This is a genomic window from Cohnella sp. GCM10012308, assembly GCF_042649185.1.
Lineage (GTDB): Bacteria > Bacillota > Bacilli > Paenibacillales > Paenibacillaceae > Cohnella.
The window spans coordinates 1-20493 of sequence record NZ_JBHRYU010000054.1; the positions used below are offsets into that span (position 1 = coordinate 1).

Annotated in this window: 11 protein-coding genes; 1 reads left to right on the forward strand and 10 read right to left on the reverse strand. The window is 60.6% G+C overall.

The window, feature by feature from the left end; translation table 11 throughout:
* Positions 1-359: 359 nt before the first annotated feature.
* The 8 genes from ACFOTD_RS32770 to ACFOTD_RS32805 all read right to left on the reverse strand — a co-directional run bounded on the left by ACFOTD_RS32770 (position 360) and on the right by ACFOTD_RS32805 (position 11174).
* Complete coding sequence (locus ACFOTD_RS32770; RefSeq protein ID WP_378124199.1) at positions 360-1904, reverse strand: diguanylate cyclase domain-containing protein; 1545 nt, start codon at positions 1902-1904, stop codon at positions 360-362.
* 179 nt (positions 1905-2083) lie between these two features.
* Entirely contained in the window at positions 2084-3091 is a 1008-nt protein-coding gene (locus ACFOTD_RS32775; RefSeq protein WP_378124200.1) for an aldose 1-epimerase, read from the reverse strand.
* Positions 3092-3095: 4 nt separating this feature from the next.
* On the reverse strand, positions 3096-4112 hold the full coding sequence (locus tag ACFOTD_RS32780; RefSeq protein ID WP_378124201.1) for a Gfo/Idh/MocA family protein: 1017 nt from the start codon (positions 4110-4112) through the stop codon (positions 3096-3098).
* A 64-nt stretch (positions 4113-4176) separates the two neighbouring features.
* Positions 4177-5013 carry a carbohydrate ABC transporter permease gene (locus tag ACFOTD_RS32785; RefSeq protein WP_378124202.1) on the reverse strand — a complete coding sequence of 279 codons (837 nt, stop codon included), beginning with the start codon at positions 5011-5013 and terminating at the stop codon, positions 4177-4179.
* Positions 5010-5987 (reverse strand): carbohydrate ABC transporter permease, encoded by a 978-nt coding sequence (locus tag ACFOTD_RS32790; RefSeq protein ID WP_378124203.1) that lies wholly within the window; start codon positions 5985-5987, stop codon positions 5010-5012. Before ACFOTD_RS32790 ends, ACFOTD_RS32785 begins: the two co-directional genes overlap by 4 nt.
* A gap of 60 nt (positions 5988-6047) precedes the next feature.
* Complete coding sequence (locus tag ACFOTD_RS32795) at positions 6048-7430, reverse strand: ABC transporter substrate-binding protein (protein WP_378124204.1); 1383 nt, start codon at positions 7428-7430, stop codon at positions 6048-6050.
* 345 nt (positions 7431-7775) lie between these two features.
* Positions 7776-10040, reverse strand: coding sequence for a helix-turn-helix domain-containing protein (locus ACFOTD_RS32800; RefSeq protein WP_378124206.1), 2265 nt, complete (start codon positions 10038-10040; stop codon positions 7776-7778).
* Positions 10041-10082: 42 nt separating this feature from the next.
* The gene (locus ACFOTD_RS32805) at positions 10083-11174 is read right to left on the reverse strand and encodes a DUF3048 domain-containing protein (RefSeq protein WP_378124207.1); all 1092 of its coding nucleotides are present in this window, start codon (positions 11172-11174) and stop codon (positions 10083-10085) included.
* Between the two features lie 231 nt (positions 11175-11405).
* Here ACFOTD_RS32805 and ACFOTD_RS32810 point away from each other — a divergent pair, with 231 nt between their 5' ends.
* Positions 11406-12467 (forward strand): LacI family DNA-binding transcriptional regulator, encoded by a 1062-nt coding sequence (locus ACFOTD_RS32810; RefSeq protein ID WP_378124208.1) that lies wholly within the window; start codon positions 11406-11408, stop codon positions 12465-12467.
* A 379-nt stretch (positions 12468-12846) separates the two neighbouring features.
* Here ACFOTD_RS32810 and ACFOTD_RS32815 read toward each other — a convergent pair whose 3' ends face one another.
* A complete protein-coding gene (locus tag ACFOTD_RS32815) occupies positions 12847-16479 on the reverse strand; it encodes a M6 family metalloprotease domain-containing protein (protein ID WP_378124210.1) in 3633 nt (1210 codons plus the stop codon).
* A gap of 124 nt (positions 16480-16603) precedes the next feature.
* Positions 16604-19999 (reverse strand): alpha-amylase family glycosyl hydrolase, encoded by a 3396-nt coding sequence (locus tag ACFOTD_RS32820; protein WP_378124211.1) that lies wholly within the window; start codon positions 19997-19999, stop codon positions 16604-16606.
* Positions 20000-20493 lie beyond the last annotated feature (494 nt).

Below are 20493 nucleotides of genomic sequence, written 5' to 3' on the forward strand. Positions count from 1 at the left end.
CCTTAACAATTCTAAGCCGTGTTTCTTCCTTTAACCTTTTTCCCATCCCGCTCATCTCCCTTATCCCTAGTTTAAAACATTGTAGGGAGGGACTCCAATTTGATTAGGGGGCCTAGGAGCATTTGCAGGTATTTCATCAACTGTCGCGGGGCTGTGGAAAATAGATGTAGAAATGCAGGTTTTTGCACCGCCATACTTCCGAAAGGCTCCGCACGCTGAACACGCGCTAACCGGCACGCCCGCCCCTCAGCCCCTCAGCCCTCAGCCCTCAGCCCTTCAGCCCTTCAGCCCTTCAGCCCCTCAGCTCCTCAGCTCCTCAGCTCCTCAGCTCCTCAGCTCCTCATTTTAAGCTATGCCGCCTACTGCCGGCCCGCCATCCCATAATCGTTGCGGCTTCGCCTTTTCACCGCGTACATCGCCTTGTCCGCGCCGTGCATCAAAGCGTCGCCGTCCGCGCCGTCCTGCGGATAGAGGCTTGCGCCGATGCTCATCGCGATCGGAATCTCCTGCCCCTCGCAGATCAGCCGGCTGGCCGCGACGGACGCGCGCAGACGCCGGATCGTCTCTTCGAGCGCTTCGCCCGACGCCACTTCCGGCAGCAGCAGCACGAATTCGTCGCCGCCCAGCCTTGCCGCCAGTCCCCGATCCGCGACAGCCTCCCGGAGCAGCCTTGACGTATGCAGCAGCGCCTCGTCTCCGGCCTTATGCCCGTACTTGTCGTTGATATCCTTAAAGTAGTCCAGGTCGATCAGCACAATGCCCATCAGACCGTCCCGCCGCTTCGCTTCGGCCACGGCCGGTTCCAGCCGCTCGTAAAAATACCTGCGATTCGGCAGCCGCGTCAGCGGATCGTGATAGGCAAGGTACCGGATCTCCTCCTGGTACTCCCGCTGGGCCGTTACGTCCCGCACGATCAGGATGATGTGCGGCTCGTTGTCCACCATGATATAGTCGCCGTCGAGCAGCACGTCCAGACGTTTGCTCGCCCCATGCACGGTCGCTTCGTAGCCTTTAATCTCGCGGGTATCGCGCATCTGCTCGCTGACCACGGTCTTCATCAGCGAGTAAAATGCCTCGCGGTCCTCGCACATGCCGCCGACCAGCTGCTCCGCGGCCGGATTCGTTTCTCGAACCGCACCCGACCGGTCCAGCAGTACAATGGCCGCCGGATTCAGATGAAACAGCTTCTCGTAGCGCTTGTCCACGAAATTCAGAAAGTCGTGGCGCCTCATCGTCAGCCTCAAGGTAAAGCACCATAGTAGACCGCAATAAATATAGGGATACGGAGGCATGAACGAGCCGTAGTTGAAGAGCCCGAACGCAATAATCCAGAGCGCCGTAACGACGACGCCCCAGGTCGTCAGCGTATACAAAGACTTCAGCTCGGCCGAGGCAGCGCGAGCCCTGGACTTCAGCAGCGGGAACAGGTACAGCAAGCAGGCCAGCGTGCTGACGATCAACGCAATATAGTACGAAGTATTATAGACCGGCTGCTTCCACATCCCGATCTCCACGAAGCGCTGGGTGGAGATAATCTCCTCCGCGCCGAAAATCGAGATAAGCGGAAACAGTGCCGGTACGTAAAAAACGTAAGGGTAAAGGAATCGCGGCATTCGCTTGTCCATCCCCGTCAGCTTGGCGGTAAAATGAAAGCCCAGACCGGGAATCAGGATGCCCGTATTGCTGAACCACAAGGCGGCCAGCGCGGGACTGTACGAGATCGGAAGCAGCTGACGGACGTACTCCTCCAGAAACAGGGAGGAATAACATAGCGTTATAATGCTGACCAGCCGGTGCTCCGTTTTCTTCGAATTGCGGATCAGCACGTCGAGCCCCATGCAGATGAATAGCGCAAGAGGAAGGAGATGCGTAAATAGCGGTATGAGAGCTTGCTGCAGGCTCATCGTGTCCTCATTTCTTTCAAGCCGAAAAGGACTGAATGCGAAAATAAAGGAAGTGGCTTCATTTTATCGCATAAATCGACAAAGTGTCCATGCCCCGGGCAAGCGCCCGTCCGCCATAGACAATTCCCCCGTCGTTACGACATTGCCCTAACGACGGGGGTTCCTGCTGTCCCGCTATTCTACGACTCTTCCGACCGGTACGGCTCCACGATAATGCTGCAATCCACCGATGCGGACGCGTACGGCGCAAGCGCCTGCATGCCCGTCGCCTCCGGCGGCAGCGCCAGATTAAACGCGTTGGTCACGCAGGTATACGGCTCGGGGCAAACGAAGCCCTGCCCGCCGTCGCCATTGTGCAGCACCCACGTGCCGTAGGAGCGATCCGCGCGATAGCGCACGCGGATGCCGGCCTCCGGATCGGTCAGTACCGCTTCATTGGCGCCATTGCCGGCAGCCTCGAAGACGTCGTCCAAGACGATGCCGCTAAGCGACATCCCCTGCCGGAGCCGCGCTCCCCGCGCGTCCTCCGCCAGCTCGCCCGTCGGCAGGAAGCGCGCGTCCAGCTGCCACCTGCGGCCGACCGGCGCCGCGAACGTACAGGACGCGGGCGACGAAGCAGCGCCAAACGGAAAGTTGAAGGCCGTGTGATAGCCAAGCCCCCACGGAAACGCGGCATCGCTCTCGTTGTGCACGTCGATCCGCTGGAAGAGCGCGTTCCCCCGCAGCTCTACCCGCATGACAAGGCGGAAGCGGTGCGGAAACTGCGCGGTCACCGACGGATGAAACGCGGAATCGAACGCCGTGACCAGTCTCGCGCTCTCTTCGTCCTTGCCGCAAGAAATAACCTCCCACGCCTTGTCGTGCACGAAGCCGTGCGCATGGCTGCCGGTGGCCGGATCGTTGACGTCGAGCCGGTAGGCTCTGCCCCCGTATTCGAACGAGCCCCCGGCGATGCGGTTCGGCGGAAACAGCACCGGAATACCGTATAGCATCGGCGCGGACTCGTACGCCTCGACCGACGCCGGCGTATGCAGCAGCTCCGCGCCGGTCGTCTTGCAGCGTAGCGAGACGACGCGGCTGCCCAAAGCAGGCACGATCGTCGCCTGCAGCCGGTCGTTCTCGATCAGGACGCCAGGCCGTCCCAGCCAGGCGACCACGCGGCCGCCATGAATATCGTCAGGCCGCACGGCGTCAGATCCGCTCGACCGAGCCGCTCAGGACGGACCGGTGGATGGCATGCACCAGCTTCGTGTTGAGCAGGCCCGCGGCTGCGCCCGACTCCGGCTTCGTGCCGAGACGGACATGGTCGACGAACGCGTTCAGCATATAACTCGGCGCGGAGGTGAACCGGCCGTTGATCGGCGTGCCGAGCGTATGCATATGGCTGTATACGCCTCCGGCCTTGCGCACCATCTGATCGGACAGATCCACGTACAGCGCGCCGTCGTCCCCGATGATCTCGTACTTGAAATCGTAAATCAGCGGCATCGACTCCGGAAGCACCCAGCTTGTGGTAAACGTCGCGTGCGTGCCGTCGTCGAAGCTGACGACGGATTGGATCGAATCGTACGTGTCGATCCCCATGCCGACGAGCTTCTTCTTCGTGCCGACGGCGTAGACGCTGACGGGCGTCGCGGTCTTTTTGAGCCACAGCGCGATATCCGTCGCGTGCGGCAGCAGGAACCAGCCCGGCGACGAGCCCTTCGACCACTTGAGCATCTGCGTCGGGACGAAGATCGTATCGTTGAGACGCGCGTTGATCGTGAGAATGTCGCCGATCTCGCCGCGCTCGACGGCCTCCTTGACCGCGACGAACGGCGTGTTCCAGCGGTTCTCGAACGCCACCATGCAGGTCACGCCGGCGCGGTCGACCGCCTCCCGCATTTCCTCCGCTTCCTCGACCGAAGTCGAGAACGGCTTTTCGACCATGAAATGCAGCCCGTGTTCCGCCGCCAGCATGACCGGCTCCTTGTGAAGGAAGTCCGGCGTCGCGATGACGAGCGCGTCCAGCTTCTCCCCTGCGATCATCTCGCGGACGTCGGCATAGCCGGGAACGTTGTAGCGCGTCTTGCTCTTGTCCAGCGTAGCGGCGAAGGCATCGCTGACTGCGACGAGCTCAGCATACGGACTTTGCAGCAGCGTATCCGCGAACAAACTGCCCCGGATGCCCATGCCGACGATGCCGAATCTGATTTTTCCCTTTTCCATATCCGATATGCTCCCTTAGAAAACGTAGTATAAGTGCCTTAAATGCCTGCCTTGCCTGCCTGTATTACTTGACCGCGCCTGCCGTCATGCCGCTTACGAGATGCTTCTGCAGCAGCCAGAACGCGACGACGATCGGCAGTGTCGTCATGACCGAGCCGGCCATGAGATAGTCCCAGTTGACGACGTATTGCCCCTGGAAGCTGGCGATGCCGACTGAGAGCGTCCACTTGTCGTAGTCGCTGAGGAACGTCTGCGCGAACATGAATTCGTTCCAGCTCGTCAGGAAGGAGAAGACGGCCGTCACCACGAGCCCAGGCAGCGTCAACGGCAGAATCACCCGGACGAACGTCGTCCAGCGCCCCGCGCCGTCGATGGAAGCAGCCTCGTCGATGGCCGTCGACACGCTGTCGAAGTAGCCCTTGAGCATCCATGTGCAAAACGGAATCGCAATCGTCGCATACGCGATCACCAGACCGAAATAGGAGTTCAGCAAGTGGTAATCCTTCATGATGAGATATAGCGGGATAATGAGCAGCGAGCCCGGCAGCATCTGCGTCAGCAGGATGATATAGCCGATGCTCATGCGGCCCCGGAATTGGAACCGCGACATCGCGTAGCCGCCCAGCGCGGATACGATCAGCGACAGCACCGTCGTGAGCAGGGAGACGATGGCCGTATTTTTGAACCAGGAGATGAAGTTCACGTTCGGGTCGGCCTTCGCGTTCAGCATGCCTTTGTAGCCCTCGGCGTTCAGATGCTGCGGCAAATACTGCAGCGGCTTGCTGTAGATCTCCGCCTGCGGCTTGAGCGAGGTCAGGATCATCCAGACGAACGGCGCGATCGCGAACAGAGAGATCAGGACGGCGGCGATATAGACGATGGGCATGTTTCTTTTTTTCACGCCGATTCACCCGCCTTCGTAGCCTTCATGTAGAGCACGGTGAAGACGACCGAGATGAGCAGCAGGAACATGCCCGCGGCCGCAGCGAGACCGAAGTCGAACGACTTGAAGCCGGCCCGGTAAATAAAAATCGTCAGCAACTCCGTGGCGCGGCTCGGTCCGCCGCCCGTCAGCACGTATACGATGCCGAAGTCCTTGACCGTCCAGATGACCAGCAGCAGGAACACGATGACGGATACGGGCTTCAGCGCCGGCAGCGTCACGCTCGTGAACTGCTTCCAGGCCGAGGCTCCGTCGATGCTCGCCGCTTCGTAATGATCCTTCGGGATGCCCTGCAGACCGGCGAGCAGCATGATGGCGGCGAACGGGAAGCCCTTCCACACGTTGACGAACATCGCGGCCCACAGCGCCGTGTCGGATTCGCCCAGGAAGGCCAGAGGGTTCGACAGAATATTCATTTTGAGCAGCACGTCGTTAACGACGCCGAATTGATAGTCGAACATCAGGATGAAGACCAGACAGGTGACGACCTCGGGAACCGCCCACGGGATGATGACCAGCGCCCGGACGAGTCCGCGGCCCTTGAACGGCGTGTTCAGCAGCACGGCCGTGCCGACGCCCAATACGAAGCGAAGAACGACCGTCACGAAAATATAGAGGAACGTAATGCCGAGCGATTGCCAGAAATAACCTGAATCCATGACGGCCGCGTAGTTATCGAATCCGACGAACGGATGTCCGTCCGCGATCGGCCGCGCGACCTTCCAGTATTGAAAGCTCATCAGCGCCGCCTTCAAAATCGGATACAGCAGTACGAGCCCGACCGCCAGCGCGAGCGGCGCGATAAACAAATAAGCGGCCCTGTTCTGCTTCAGCCTCCGCCATTCGGAGCGCCAGAATCGCGTTCGGCGGGCCGGTTCTGTCTGCTGCGTCGGCAAGGAGGGCTGTCCGAGAAGCGCGTTGTCGTTGTTCATATCCTTCCTCCTCGCAGGCGTCGAATCCGGCGGCGGGGGCCGCCGGATCGGCCTGACGAATTAATTCATCGCTTTTTTCATCTCTTCTGCCGCCTTGTCGAGCGAAGACTTCGCGTCTTGCTTGGCGACGAACATATTTTGCGCGTAGTTGATCAGCGTCTGGTTCAGCGTGCCGAGCTCGGGGATCGGCGGGTCCATGACGGCCGGGGCGTACACGTTTTGCTGGAAGTCGAAAAACTGCGCGGCAAGCGGATTCGCCTGGGCGTATGCGTCCGTGCCTGCATAGGCCTTGCTGCTCGGAATCATGCCGGATTGCGAGACGATCTCCTGCGCCTCCGCGGAAGCCATCCATTTCAGGAAGTCCCATGCCTCGTCGGGATACTTGCTATTCGCGGAGATCATGGCGACGAGCGGATAGTTATGCGGATTCGGCTTGTACGTCTGGCCTTCGTACTCGACGGAAGGCTGCGGCATCAAGCCGAGATCGTCCATCAGCGCCGCGTCGCGCTCTCTTGTCATGCCGATAAACCAAGGGCCGTCCATCATCATCGCGGCCTGTCCGTTCCAGAACATCTCGCGGCTGACCTTCTTGTCCCGCGTGCCCGGAGGCGTCGCTTGCGGATTGTTGATCAGGTCCTGCCACCATTCGGCCGCCCAGACGTTGGCCGGCGAGTTGACGTTGATCCGGTCGGCCGTATAAGGGCCGGACTCGCCGTCGCCGAAGAAGATGCCGCCCGATACCGGCCTCGCCACGAGGCGATACCATTCGGAAGCGACGAACGGGTGCGAGCCTACGACGCTCGAAAATCCGTATTGATCGACCGTGCCGTCTCCGTCCGTATCGACGCCGAGCTTGATCGCGGCCTGCTTGAAGTCCTCCAGCGTCTTGATCGAAGCGGGATCGATGCCGGCCTTTTGGAACAGCGATTTGCGGTAAAAGATGCCGGTCGTCCCCCAGGCGTAATCGGATAACGCATAATAAGAGCCGTTTACCTTGCTGAGCTCCTGGCCGACGAGATCCGTCTCCAGCTCCGTTCCTTTAATGCGGTCGTCCAGATTCAAGAAAGCGCCCTTTTCCCCTTGCAGCGCGTTGTAGGTCGCGATGTTTTCGGGATAGACCTGGACGATGTCGCCCTGCGTGCCCGCGATGATCTCGGTGGTCAGCTTGTCCCAGAAGTTTTCGTAGTCCGTGCCGTGCACCGTGATTTCGACGTTAGGATTCGCTTCGTTGTACTTTTGGATCAAGGCATCGATCGCCTTCTTGTGAGGCGCTTCCGCATAGACGGATGTTTCAAAGGAAAGCTTGATTTTCTCCGTGCCGGCCGAGCCGCTGCCCGCCGCGTTCGCGTCGTCTGCGCCGTTCGAGCATCCCGCCAACGCGACAGTTCCGACCGCCCCCGCCGCCGTCAGCAGCGCCAGGCTTTTCTTGAATCTGTTTTTCATCGGATGACCTCTCCCTCTTCGTATCGGTTGTCGACCTGACGCGGCGTGCCGCCCAAGTCGTGCCTTAATCAAATCATCGCCGACCGGCCCGCACAACAAACCATTTTCTCCGATACAACCAATCGGACAATTTCATGTCATCGTAAGCGTTATTACGATGGTACGTTTAATGACATGAACCAATCGTACGATTTATCGCTTTAACCAACCTAATTCCACCTGCCAACTTTTTTCTCCATGCCAAAAAAGCCCGTCATATCAACGTTTCGAGGTTCTCCGGGGACAAAAACAAACAATCCGGCCGCGCGTGAAAGCGTGACCGGATTGCGGCGTGCGGCAAGTCGTTTATCCTTGCTTTTCTTTGCGATAATCGATCGGCGGCACGCCGACGATTTTTTTGAACGTGCGGGCGAACGAGATCGGACTGCTGTATCCGATCCGCTCGGAGATTTCCTGCACCGGCAGGCTCGTCTCGGCGAGCAGCTGCTGGGCGTGGCGAATGCGCAGATCGATGAGGAAATCGACGAACTTCAGGCCGAACTCTTCCTTGAACAGACGGCTCAAATATTTGCCGCTGATGCCGAATTTCTCGCTGAGATAGTCCAGCGACAACTCCGGCCGCGCAAAGTCGGTCTCGATGTACGCCTTGACCTCCTTGATGAGCACGCCCTGGTTCCGCGATTCGCGGGACTGCTCCACCCGCTCCTCGAACGCCTCCAGCGCCTCGAAAAAAGCGTGCGCGATGTCGCCCATCATCTCGACCTCGGCCAGCGTCTTGGCAAGCGCCGGCATAATGTCCGTGCTCCACAGGCGCCGGTACTCGGCGCTCATTCCCTCCACGGCCCGGCCCAGGTTGAAGATCAAGTAATTCATCACCTGCTCGATATCCTCGCGCGATGCGCGGTCGAGCTCCATCTGCCTGATGAGCGAGCGGAATTCCGCCCGCCACTTCGCGTCCGACAGGCGCAGCAGGTCGACGATGCCGTCGATCCGCTGTAGGTGGCGGAACACCTCGCCTCGCCCGGCCGGTCTGCCCGCATGCTTCAATATCCGGTTGTTGCCTTCGATGGACTTGTACTGCAGCGCGGCGAGCGCTTCCTGGTAAGCGTCGTGGATGTTCTCCGGACGCGCCGCCGGTTCTCCCAGCCCGATCGTCATCTCGAACGGAATGTCGTCCCGAATGCGCGCATGCCACTCCCCGATCAGCGTGGACAATGACTCGTCCGGCACGTCGCCTTCGCTCATGAGCATGACCGCGAGCTGATTCGCCATCGTCCAGAGCATCCATACCTTGCAGCCTTCGGCCTGCTCCGTCAGTCCGCCCACGATCGCCTCAACGGCCTTTTTCCAGCCGTCCTGCTCCTCCTGGCCGTACGTCCGCCGCCACTCCGCGCTCCGGTCGATCTCAAGGACAACGACAATAACTTTGCCGAACGACGGATACATGCCGTGCTGCTCCGCCGTAGCCGCCCATTCCTCCGGCCCGACCTGGCGAATGCCTTCCAGCAGCCCGTACAGGTAGAAGTTCCGCTTCACCTCCAGGTCCTGCTGCAGCTGCAGCTGGAACCGGCTGTTCTGGTCGATCATATTTTCCATCATGGAATGGATATATCTGAATTCTCCGCCGTAGCGCTCGTCGCCGTCCTTGACCGCTCCGCTGCCGGGCGAGTATCGCTCTAACTGCGCGACCAGATTGCGGATCGGGCGATAATTCTGGCGGGTCATCCAGACGATCCATCCGAGCGCCAGCACGCAAACGAGCAAGCCCAGTACCAGCCAGACGTTGAAAAGGGACATCAGGAACGTAATCCACTTGCCGTCGTTCCACTCGCTGACGAGGCGCCAGCCGGTATAGTCGGACACCGATGCGGACGCAAGCGTCTTGTTGGCCTTGGGCGCGGCGGTTGACGGGTCTGTGTGGAACAAATCCTGCTCGGCCCCGTCGTACAGATGCAGCTGAGTGACCGAAGCGTCGTACATGTCCCGGACGAGCTGCTGGAGGGAAGCCGCGTTGACGTTGATGACGATCAGCCCGTAGCGGCCCGAGAAGATAGACACGCTCCGCGTCAGCGTCACGACCGGCGTCCCCGTCTCCGAAGGCAGCTCCTTGTACAGCCGCAGATCGGACCATTTGCTGTTCGGCGACTTCAGGCTGGATTCGATAAAGGGCGCGTCCGGATAGCGGCTAAGCGGATAGGTCGTGCTCATGTTCAGGACCATGCGGTCGTCGGCCCGAACCATATAGATCGAATGAATGAGCGGGTTGGCGATCTTAAGCTCGGACAGCTCGTTCATGACGTCGACCTGAAGCGACAGATCCGCGGCCGTCGGCTCCGAGAAATACCGCAGCACGGTGCGGTTGCGCAGCATCTCAAGCGTGATCTTCTGGTCAATCGCCGTCAGCGAAGAATCCACGACAAGCTGCGCCTGCCGGGTTATGTAGTCGTTCGTCTTGCGGGCGGCTTCCTGGTTGCGGCTATTGAGAATCTGAAAAAAAATAAAAAACAGAAAAGCGGTCAGGATAAAAAAGGCCGGCAAGTAGGACAGCAGCATTTTGCCGAACCAGGTCCTGCTGCTGCCCGTTCTCTCTCTACGAAGCTTGAACCCCATCCTCTACGCCCCTCTTCTGGCTGCGATTGCGGATTTGCGCGTTTATTCGTACGTTACATGGCCCGCGAACCCGCCGTCCGTCGGGACCACGTGGTAGTAAGTCGTGCCCGGCAGGAACTTGAGCTCGCGGCCGTCGCGGTAAATGCGGACGATGTCGCCCGGCGTCCGCTTCCACTCGCAGGCGATCGCGCGCCCCTCCTGGAACAGCATCGCCTCGCCGCCGGATTTCAAGTCGATCTCGAGCCGGCCGTAATCGTCGTAGGCATGATGCTTGGCAGACAGAACGACGAGGTTCGCCGCCGTGAGCTGGCGCGAGTTGTTGAGATCGATATGCGGTTGACCGTTGATTGAGCGGGCGTATAGATGCGTAGCGGCATCGTACTTGTACGACACCTTGTAGTCCGACAATTGGAACTTGAGGTTGATCTCCGTGGCGGAGGGCTCTCCGATCACGTCCGGCGTCGGATCGAACTGCACCAGCGGCACGCTCGCCGTCTCGTCGTACTTCATCTTCTGCGCGCCCGTATACAGCTTTTCTTGTGTGGAGTAAAGGTTATGCGGCGCTTTGCGGTCTTTGCTGCGGTAAAAATAGGCGCCGGCATTGTTGATCTCGTCCATGTCGGCCTTTCCGGAGTGCTGCAGGATGGCGAGCGCGTCGTTGCTCGCGCCCGCGTGGACGAGGACGCCGCCGTACGTTTCGCCGATGTCGATCAGGTAAGGACGGATGCTGCGGATCGGACCGATCGGATCGTCGAACGTCTGGCTCTGGAAGATCGCCACGAGCCGCGTGATGCCGCCCTCGGCGAGGATCTCCCACACTGTGTCGGCATGGGTTAGTCCGGACTGGGGCCGCGCGGCCTTGAAGTTGTTGATCATGACGCTGAGCGGCCTGCGGGTAATGGCCTGCTCCGTCGGCAGACCGGTGAGCGGCGCGAGGAATGCGGCGGTCGGATCGGCCGCCGTTGCGGTCGGCGCGGCGGAAGCCGAGCTCGTCTGCGAAGCCGTCGCGCTATCGACCGGTGCCAGCGCGGGCTCATCCTTGGCGGCGCAGCCGGTCGCGAGGGCGGCCAGCAGCGATGCGGCGGTCAGCGCGAGCGCGGCGCGGCGCACGGGGCTGGGGTAGCGTAAAGTCATCCGTTATCCTCCATGTCGTCGGTCGGTACGTTCCGAACTTGATTCTACTATTAAACCATAACCGCCACCGCTTGTCTCGGTCGCTCGGTCCCGGAGCAAGCGGGCGGACGGGCAGATCCTGTCGACTGGCGGCGTGTGCAACGTTTGCGTGTGTCGCGTTGCGAAGCAACTGTGTTATAATGGGTGAAACCGGTTTTTCAAACCATTGATCGTTGAGGGAGAGGGATTTCGTTGCCGGAGGGAACCTCGCGGAAGGTGACTATACAGGATATCGCCGACGCCGCCCAAGTGGCCAAGTCGACCGTGTCCAAGGTCATTAACGATTCGCCAAAAGTATCGGACCAAACCAAGAGCCGGATCTGGGGCATCATCCGCGAGATGAATTATACGCCCAGCAGTCTTGCTACGCAGCTGGCCAAGCAGACCAGCGGGAATATCGGCTTATTGATCGACTTATCCAGGGAGCATGAGTTTCTCGATCATTTTTTCTTCAATATAATAGGCGGCATCGAGAGCTCGCTCATCGAGCGCAAGTACGAGCTGACGATCTCGAACATCCAGCAGCCCGACCGTCCCGAACAGCACTTCATGAAGCGTCTCGTGCTGAACCGCCGGGTGGACGGCCTGATCGCCAACAATTCGGTACTGACCGAGCCGCTCTGCGAGGAGCTGCTGGAGCACCGCTTCCCTTTCATTTCGATCGGCGAGGTGCAGTCGCCGGTCAGCTGGGTGGACTTCGACAACGAGGCCGGCGGACATATGCTTGCGGCGCATCTGCTGGAGCGCGGATACCGGCGCCTTGCGTTCTTCGCCGGCGAGCGCGACGAGAAGCTTTTCGTCCAGCGCTTCGGGGGCTTCGCCCGCGCGCTCGCCGAGGCCGGCTTGCCCGCGCCGGACGAAGAGGACTTGCGCGGTCTCGCGGACACGGACTCGGGCTACGCGCTTGGCCTCCGGATGCTGGATCTGCCTGCCGGCGAGCGCCCCGACGCCGTCGTCTGCATGAGCAACTACGCCGCGTTCGGCCTGCTCAAGGCGGCCCGCGAGCGCGGCGTCGACGTACCGGGCGATCTCGGCATCGCCGCTTTCGACGATTATCCGATGTCGCCGTTTACGACGCCTCCGCTCACCTGTCTCAAGATCGATACGTTCCAGCTGGGCGTGTCGGCCGGCGAGCTGCTTCTCGAGCAGCTGCGGGATCCCGATATGCCGCTGCAGAAGCGCTTGCTCGAGCCGCAGCTGATCGTGCGGGAGTCCACGCGTTCGGCGGCAGCGGCTGACGGACAGGCGGTTTGATCCGCGGCAGCGGATTTCTTCTAAAGGCTGCGGAATTTTAATCGGATCGGTTTAAAGACGCTCCTTTTAGCCGATGCCGCCTTTTCCTAGTTCGGATGCCGTAGTCGCCTTTCCTAGCCCGGACAATGGTTAAAAGGCAGTTATTTTCGCATTATGCCCTTGCTCATCCAAGATAATGGTCAAAAGGCAGCTATTTGGTGCCTCGTGGCTTCACCAAGCAGTTTTGGACAAAATTAAATGCCTTTTAACCGTTAATGCATGTTAAACACCCTCTTTCGTTCGATTTAGCTGCCTTTCAGCAATTATCCGCCGCCATCCCCACACAGCAAAAGCCTGCCCGCCCCCATTCGGGAACGGACAGGCTTTTTTGCTTAGCGTCTTAGAGATCCTTCCACTTCGCCACGGTTACATTGACCGTTTGCGCGCCGCCGCTCGGCGTGAGCGTGCGGTTCGCGATGTCCGCCCCGCTCGACGTCGACTCCACCGACGCCCACGTGCCGCGCGTCAGCTTGTACGTGTACGCCGTGCCCGGCGTCAAGGCCAGCGTGATGCTGTAAACGCCGTCCGTGCCTTTCGTCAGTTGATACGCAGGATCGGCTGCGTTCCAGCTGTTGAAGCTGCCCGACAGGTACACGGGTCCGCTCGCCGGCGTGTTCGACGGCACCGTCACGCGGAACGTCACGCTGTCCGCCTGCGGTTCGCCCGCCGTTTTGGTCCCGCCGACAAGCGTCCATACGCCGCTGTCGAAGTGATAGTTGCTGCCGCCGTTGCTGTCCCACGTGCCGCTGCCGTTGTTGAACGCCGCCGTCAAGCCGGCCGCGCCGTTTAACGGAATCGTGATCGACTTGTAGCCCGGATAGGTCGTCGATGCCGTCATTTGCACGCCCGGCGACGTCGTCCACGTGGTCGAATTGTCCAGCTTGTAATGGATATAAGCGTTGGTGTATGCCGTGTTCTTGTAGTAGATCGTCACGCTGCCGCTGCCCGCAGGCGTCGTGACCGTCGCGGCTGCGCTCGCCGCCGAGGCGTTGCCCGCAGCGTCCAGCGCCTTGACCGTGTAATTGTAGGTCGTGCCGGCTGCAGCCGTGCTGTCCGTGTAGGACGTCGCATTGCCTGCCGCGCTGCCGATTTTGGTGCCGCCGCGGTAGACGTCGTACGCCGTCACGCCGACATTGTCCGTCGACGCCGTCCATGTGACGTTGACCGTCGTCGCGGACGATGCCGTCGCGGTCACGCTGCCCGGCATCGAAGGCGCCTGGCTGTCGACGTTCGGCGCGCCTGCCGCGATGTTGCCCGTCGGCGTGTAGGTCCACGTGCCGACGCCGAACAGATAGTTTTGCGAGTTGTTGCTGTCCCACGTGCCGCTGCCGTTGTTGAAGCACGCTTCGAGCTGGGTCGCCGTGCCGATGTTGATCGTGATCTTGTTGTAGCCGGACACCTCGGACGCCGGCATCGCCACGCCCGGCGCCGTCGTCCACGTGCCGCCTACCGGACGGTAGTGGATGTATGGCGTCGTAAAGCCCTGTTTGTAGTAAATCGTCACGTTGTTGCCCGCGGACGTCGTCGCCGATGCCGCCGCGCTGAAAGCCGACAGATTGCCGGCCGCGTCCTTCGCTTTTACCGTGTAGGCGTAGGTCGTGCCTCCCGCCAGCCCCGTGTCGGTAAAAGAGGTCGTCGCCGTCGACCCTATCGGCGTACCCTCTCGATAGACTTCATAACCCGCAACCGCTACATTGTCGGTCGACGCGTTCCACGATACCGCCACGGAAGAGGAGGATAACGCGACAGCGGATACGTTCTGCGGCACGCTCGGCGCCGTCGTATCGGGCGCTGCCGGCGGAGGGGCCGGGAAGTCCTCTTTGGACTGACCAGCTTCAAACGTATTTACGCCGGAGTAAAAGACATAATAGCGCCCGGCGTTGTCGTCCCAATTGCCGTTGCCGTCGTGGAACGACGCGACGACGCTGATCCGCTCCGTCTCGGTGGGAATCTCGACCTTGCTGTAACCCGCATATTCCGAGGGAACCAATGCGGCGTCGACCCAGGCCTCGTTCGGATCGCCGTAATGAATTTTGTAATGAATGACCGGCGCGGCGAAACCGCGCTTGTAATAAATGATGACTCTCTCCGTGCTGTCTGGTGTCACGACGACGGGATTGCTGTCCGCGGATTGGTTGCCCGCCCGGTCCACCGCCCGGACCGTGTAGGTATACGGGCCCGTGCCGGAGTTCGGAAACCATACCTTCGCCGTGCGGGCAGTGAGCCGGTCGTATACGACGCCATCCTGGTAGATGACATACGCCTCGAAGTCCGGCGCCAGCGAAGCGTTCCAGGTCAGACCCGTATTGTGCAGCGTCGCATAAAGCGATTGCAGTCCCGTGACTGTAGCGGGCGCCTCGTAGTCGCCGAATATATAAGCGGTCATCGAACTGGACGACGCCTGCGGCATCGATGCCGTGATGCCCGTGTAGGTATTGGGATAGCCGTAAATGTTGCTGCTTGGCGTCGTGGTCGGCGAAAACTCGGTCCGGTTGCCCGCATAAAAATACGGATTCTCCGCAGTCGCCTTCTCCAGATCGACCAGCCGGCGGCTGTCGTCCCAGTTGTACGATCGCGACTCGTCGATATGCCAGACGGCGATGCCGCCGTGTGTGTTCAGGCTGCGGTTGTAGCCTTCGAGCTGCCGGTTCTCGAGCAGGAAGTATTGGTCCGGGTTCAGGCTCGGAATCTTCACGATATTGTAGGCGCCCGTCCCCGACGACTTGAGCGTGTAAGCCGTGCTGACATTGCTGCGCGCTTCGGTCGAGTCGGCGAAGCCCAGCTTCAGCTTGCTCCAGGCGTCGAGGTGTACGGGCGTCGCGCCGCTGTACTCCCCGGGAAGCGTCCCCCAACTTCCGTATGACATCAGGCTGTGGTTGCCGATCCCGTCGGTGCTGCCGTCCGTGTCGTACAGATCCGGGAGACCGAGCGTATGGCCCAGCTCATGGGCAAAAATGCCGATTGTCGCCTGGTGGTCGCCCTGCCGTTCCCCTTGCTGGGTGTAGCCGCCGCCGTAAATCCCGACGACTGCTTTTTTGCCGTCGATCAGCGGGGATTCGCTATCCGTCAGCGATGCATAGTGTCCCCAGACGGAAGGCGTCTGGGCGCCGCCGTCGTAAGACTGCTCGTAGCCTGCCAATATGGTGACGATCCGCAGCTCGTCGTTTTGGATATAGCCGTCCCCGTTCGTATCGTAGCTGGCGAAGTTGACATATGGATCCGCCGCGACCAGCGCTTCGGCGACAAGCTGCGTCCCGCTCGTATGCGCATGATTGATCGTCACCTTCACGATGCCGTCGTTTGCCGTGCCAGAGGACTCCGATGCCGGCACCAGACTCATGCGGCCCTGCGATATTTCATTATAATAGTCCTTTACGCTGCGGTCCGTCGTGCTGAAAAACGTCTTGTTCCACTGACTGTCGCTGTACTGAATGGCGATGTTCGTAAAAGAGACCAGCAGGACCAATGTCTGCTGCGTACCCGTCGTGCGTTGTCCGTCCGTGCCGAATAGAAGCGGCAATCCGGCTGCCGGGGACGGCGAAGCGCTACTTTCCGGTCCGCCAGCCGAAAAGCCGGCTCCCGCATCCGCGGTTCTACCCGCCGCATCGCTGCCGATCTTTTCGCCGCGCGCTTCGGGGTGCGCCTTCACCCATTCCTGCACGTCCCGGCCCGTCTTCGGAACAGAAGGCTTGGCATCGATGCCGACCCGCTTGCCGCTCGGCTTCATCGCCTTCGTATCCAAAGACGCATAATTCCAATAGCCCTTCGCATCCTTAACGATCGCCTCGTCGCCGGCGGTCAGCGCCCAGTGGAGCCGCTCGTCCCCCTGCAGCCGCCCCGTGAACGTCTCCCCGCTCGGCTGCCGAAACGACTGCAGATCCGTTCTGGCCGGTCCGGCCAGCGCGATGCCGCTCCAGCATAGCCCCGCTGCAAAAAGCAGCGCGGCAAGCCAGCCGATTCGAATGTTTCTCACTATGGTTCCTCCCCGACTCTATGTTCTATTGCTATGAATCGATAGTTTCCAAGGCACGTGTCCAACCGCGCATGAACGAGGCTGCCGACGGATCGGCAACCTCGCACGCTTAAGCTTTATGCGATTAAAGATCCTTCCACTTCGCCACGGTCACGTTGACCGTCTGCGCGCCGCCGCTCGGCGTCAGCGTGCGGTTCGCGATATCCGCTCCGCTCGATGTCGATTCCACCGACGCCCACGTGCCGCGCGTCAGCTTGTACGTGTACGCCGTGCCTGGCGTCAGACTCAGCGTGATGCTGTACACGCCGTCCGTGCCCTTCGTCAGTTGATACGCAGGATCGGCTGCGTTCCAGCTGTTGAAGCTGCCCGACAGGTACACGGGTCCGCTCGAAGGCGTGTTCGACGGCACCGTCACGCGGAACGTCACGCTGTCCGCCTGCGGTTCGCCCGCCGTCTTGGTGCCCCCGACCAGCGTCCATACGCCGCTGTCGAAGTGATAGTTGCTGCCGCCGTTGCTGTCCCACGTGCCGCTGCCGTTGTTGAACGCCGCCGTCAAGCCGGCCGCGCCGTTCAGCGGAATCGTGATCGACTTGTAGCCCGGATAGGTCGTCGATGCCGTCATTTGCACGCCCGGCGACGTCGTCCACGTGGTCGAATTGTCCAGCTTGTAATGGATGTAAGCGTTGGTGTACGCCGTGTTCTTGTAGTAAATCGTCACGCTGCCGCTGCCCGCAGGCGTCGTGACCGTCGCGGCTGCGCTCGCCGCCGAGGCGTTGCCCGCAGCGTCCAGCGCCTTGACCGTGTAATTGTAGGTCGTGCCGGCTGCAGCCGTGCTGTCCGTGTAGGACGTCGCATTGCCTGCGGCGCTGCCGATCTTGGTGCCGCCGCGGTAGACGTCGTACGCCGTCACGCCGACATTGTCCGTCGACGCCGTCCATGTGACGTTGACCGTCGTCGCGGACGATGCCGTCGCGGTCACGCTGCCCGGCACCGAAGGCGCCTGGCTGTCGACGTTCGGCGCGCCTGCCGCGATGTTGCCCGTCGGCGTGTAGGTCCACGTGCCGACGCCGAACAGATAGTTTTGCGAGTTGTTGCTGTCCCACGTGCCGCTGCCGTTGTTAAAGCACGCTTCGAGCTGGGTCGCCGTGCCGATGTTGATCGTGATCTTGTTGTAGCCGGATACCTCGGACGCCGGCATCGCCACGCCCGGCGCCGTCGTCCACGTGCCGCCTACCGGACGGTAGTGGATGTATGGCGTCGTATATCCCTGTTTGTAGTAAATCGTCACGTTGTTGCCCGCGGACGTCGTCGCCGATGCCGCCGCGCTGAAAGCCGACAGATTGCCCGCAGCGTCTTTTGCCTTTACCGTGTAGCTGTAGGCGGTGGCGGCTGCAAGTCCCGTGTCGGTGTAGGACGTGCCTGTAGCCGTACCGACCAACGTGCCGCCGCGGTACACTTCATAGCCCGTAACGCCGATATTGTCGGTCGAGGCGCTCCAGGTTACCTGAATGCTGGAGGAGCTCTGCGCGGTTGCGGCCACGTTCTGCGGCACGCTCGGCGCAATCGTGTCCGGCTGGCCGGTCGTCGCCGAAGCCGAGGCGCTTGCCGCCGACACATTGCCGGCCGCATCTTTGGCCTTCACCGTATACGTATACGCGGTGTTCGCGGTCAGACCCGAATCTGTGTACGTCGTGCCGGTTGCCGTACCGACAAGCGTGCCGCCGCGGTACACTTCGTAGCCGGTTACGCCGACGTTGTCGGTCGAAGCCGTCCAGCTCAATTGAACGCTGGTCGTGCCTTGCACCGTAGCGGTCAGATTCGTCGGTGCGGTAGGCGCCTGCGTATCGGACAGCGCCTTGGCGTATACCTTGGCCCCGTTCGCGCCGATCGAGACGGTGATCTGCTTGCCCGTCGCGCCGCCGGATTGAACCGTCACCGTGTCGGACGTGTTCAACTGGTTGACCAGCACCGTGCCGACCGTCAGCGTGCTTTCCGCGCGCAGCGGAATCGTGACGGTCTGCGTGCCGCTGGACGCGTTGCTGAACGTCGAGATGACTTCCTGGCCGACGTTCGCGCCGCTATCCATGCGCCGGGAGAAGGCATACAGGTTTTGCGCGGACCACATCTCGCGCTGCGTCCCCTTGCGGAGCGCTTCGTAATTTTTGCGAATCTGGTTCAGCTTCGCCACGTATTGGAACGTGCTCGCGTTCTCGTCGAAGTAGTTGGTGATGATGTTGCCGCTGGCGTCGCGCTTCACCATCGACCAGCGGTTCCACGTATCCGCGATGCCGCCGCCGATAATGGCGCCGTTGCCGTTACCCTTGTTCTGCTCGGTGCCTTGGAAAACGACAGGAACGCCGCGTACGGTGAAGAGGAACGTCAGCGCGTTCTGCAGCTTCGCCACGCTGCCGCCCGCTTCGGTCAGGAACCGGTTGCGGTCGTGGTTGTCGAGGAAGGTGACCATGTGGTTCGCGTTGCCGTTATAGAGGGAATCCTGGGCCAGCGTGCTCTTGATGTTGGAATCGAACGATTGCCCGTAAGCGAAGCTGTTCAGCACCGAGAAAAACAGCGGGAAGTCGAGCATGCCCCACTCTTTGTTCGTGCCGACCCAGCGGGAGACGAACTCCGCGTTGCCGTCGAAGTTTTCGCCGAACGTGTTGACGCCCAGCAGATTTTGCAGATCGCCTACATCCGTCGGCTTGATCAGCTTGGCTGCATCGACCCGTGCTCCATCCGCGCCCGTGTAGTCGAACCAGCCTTTGATCGAGTTGAAAATGGCCGATTTGGCTGCCGGTACGTCGAAATCGATGTCGTCAAGTCCGGCTAAGTCGTGGTTCTCGATGTAATCCTGCGCCCATTGGGTGTAGTTGCCGTCCACGAGCGACCAGTTGATGTCGCCGTTGTGGTGATACCAGGCGGGATTGTTAAAAGGCGCCGCCGGCTGCAGGCTTGGAATGTCGTAGTACGCCTGCGTACCCAGCATGTAGTCGCCGACATGGTTAGGGACGACGTCAATAACGACCTTGATGCCGTATGAATGGGCCGTATCGACGAGCTCCTTGAGCTTTTCCTTTGTGCCGAAATACGGATTGGCCGCGTTCGGATCCTTGACGTTGTAACCGTGGTAGGCGGTGTTCTTGCCCGTGCCGCCGTTCTCGCGATTCGTCATTTGCGGCTCGGCGACCGGAGAGATCCAGATGGCCGTGTAGCCCATGTTGGCGATGTAAGGCATCTTGTCGATGACGCCCTGCCAGTCGCCGCCTTTCATGTAGCGGAAGTCGTCCTCGGCCGTCTCGCCGTAACGAATCGCCGAGCCTGTCGCATTATTCGTCGGATCGCCGTCGTAGAATCGGTCGACCATGATCTGGTAGATGGTGTCGCCTTCGCCGATCGTACCGATGCTTGCCGCCTGAGCGGGCTTCGGCGCCGCGGTCAATGCGGGCGCGACCAGTGCGAACAGCAGGAAGGCCGCCAGCCAGCGGACCGTAATTTGCTTAAAAAGGCTTGTCTTACGAATCATAATAAGTCCAACCTCCTCAAATTATTAAGCGCTTACAACAACTTGCCCCGTTATTCCCGTCGCGCTCCTTTCTTTTCGGCCCGTCATTCGGCTGCCTCGTAATCTCCCGCAATTAGGGGAACCGGTTTCCCTAGTAACAACATAAATCGTTAGCCAGAAGTTGTCAATCCTTGAATCCGAACTCTCTTGCGTAAAAATAGCAGCTTTTCTTGTTGACACGGACTGTTCGCCTAGCGCCGGTGCGCCCAAGATTATGCGGACGCATTCGGGATCGAGCCCAGGACGAAGCTAGACCGCTTATTATACAATGACGGCAAAAAGGCACAACCTCGCGCGCGCGCCGAGGTTGTACCTGCCGGTAACATTGCCTTTAAGTTGTGATGGCTGACTCCGAGGTTATGCGATTGCGCCGCACAACGCCGCCCCGATGCGAGTCCCGCCGGTTCTCAATCGGCCCCCAACAAGAAACGGCCGTCTTTTCCGCCTGCCGTTTC

Coding starts and splice junctions, on each gene's coding strand:
- ACFOTD_RS32770 (WP_378124199.1), bottom strand. CDS start 1,904: ATGAGCCTGCAGCAAGCTCTCATACCGCTATTTACGCATCTCCTTCCT.
- ACFOTD_RS32780 (WP_378124201.1), bottom strand. CDS start 4,112: ATGGAAAAGGGAAAAATCAGATTCGGCATCGTCGGCATGGGCATCCGG.
- ACFOTD_RS32790 (WP_378124203.1), bottom strand. CDS start 5,987: ATGAACAACGACAACGCGCTTCTCGGACAGCCCTCCTTGCCGACGCAG.
- ACFOTD_RS32795 (WP_378124204.1), bottom strand. CDS start 7,430: ATGAAAAACAGATTCAAGAAAAGCCTGGCGCTGCTGACGGCGGCGGGG.
- ACFOTD_RS32800 (WP_378124206.1), bottom strand. CDS start 10,040: ATGGGGTTCAAGCTTCGTAGAGAGAGAACGGGCAGCAGCAGGACCTGG.
- ACFOTD_RS32820 (WP_378124211.1), bottom strand. CDS start 19,999: ATGATTCGTAAGACAAGCCTTTTTAAGCAAATTACGGTCCGCTGGCTG.
- ACFOTD_RS32805 (WP_378124207.1), bottom strand. CDS start 11,174: ATGACTTTACGCTACCCCAGCCCCGTGCGCCGCGCCGCGCTCGCGCTG.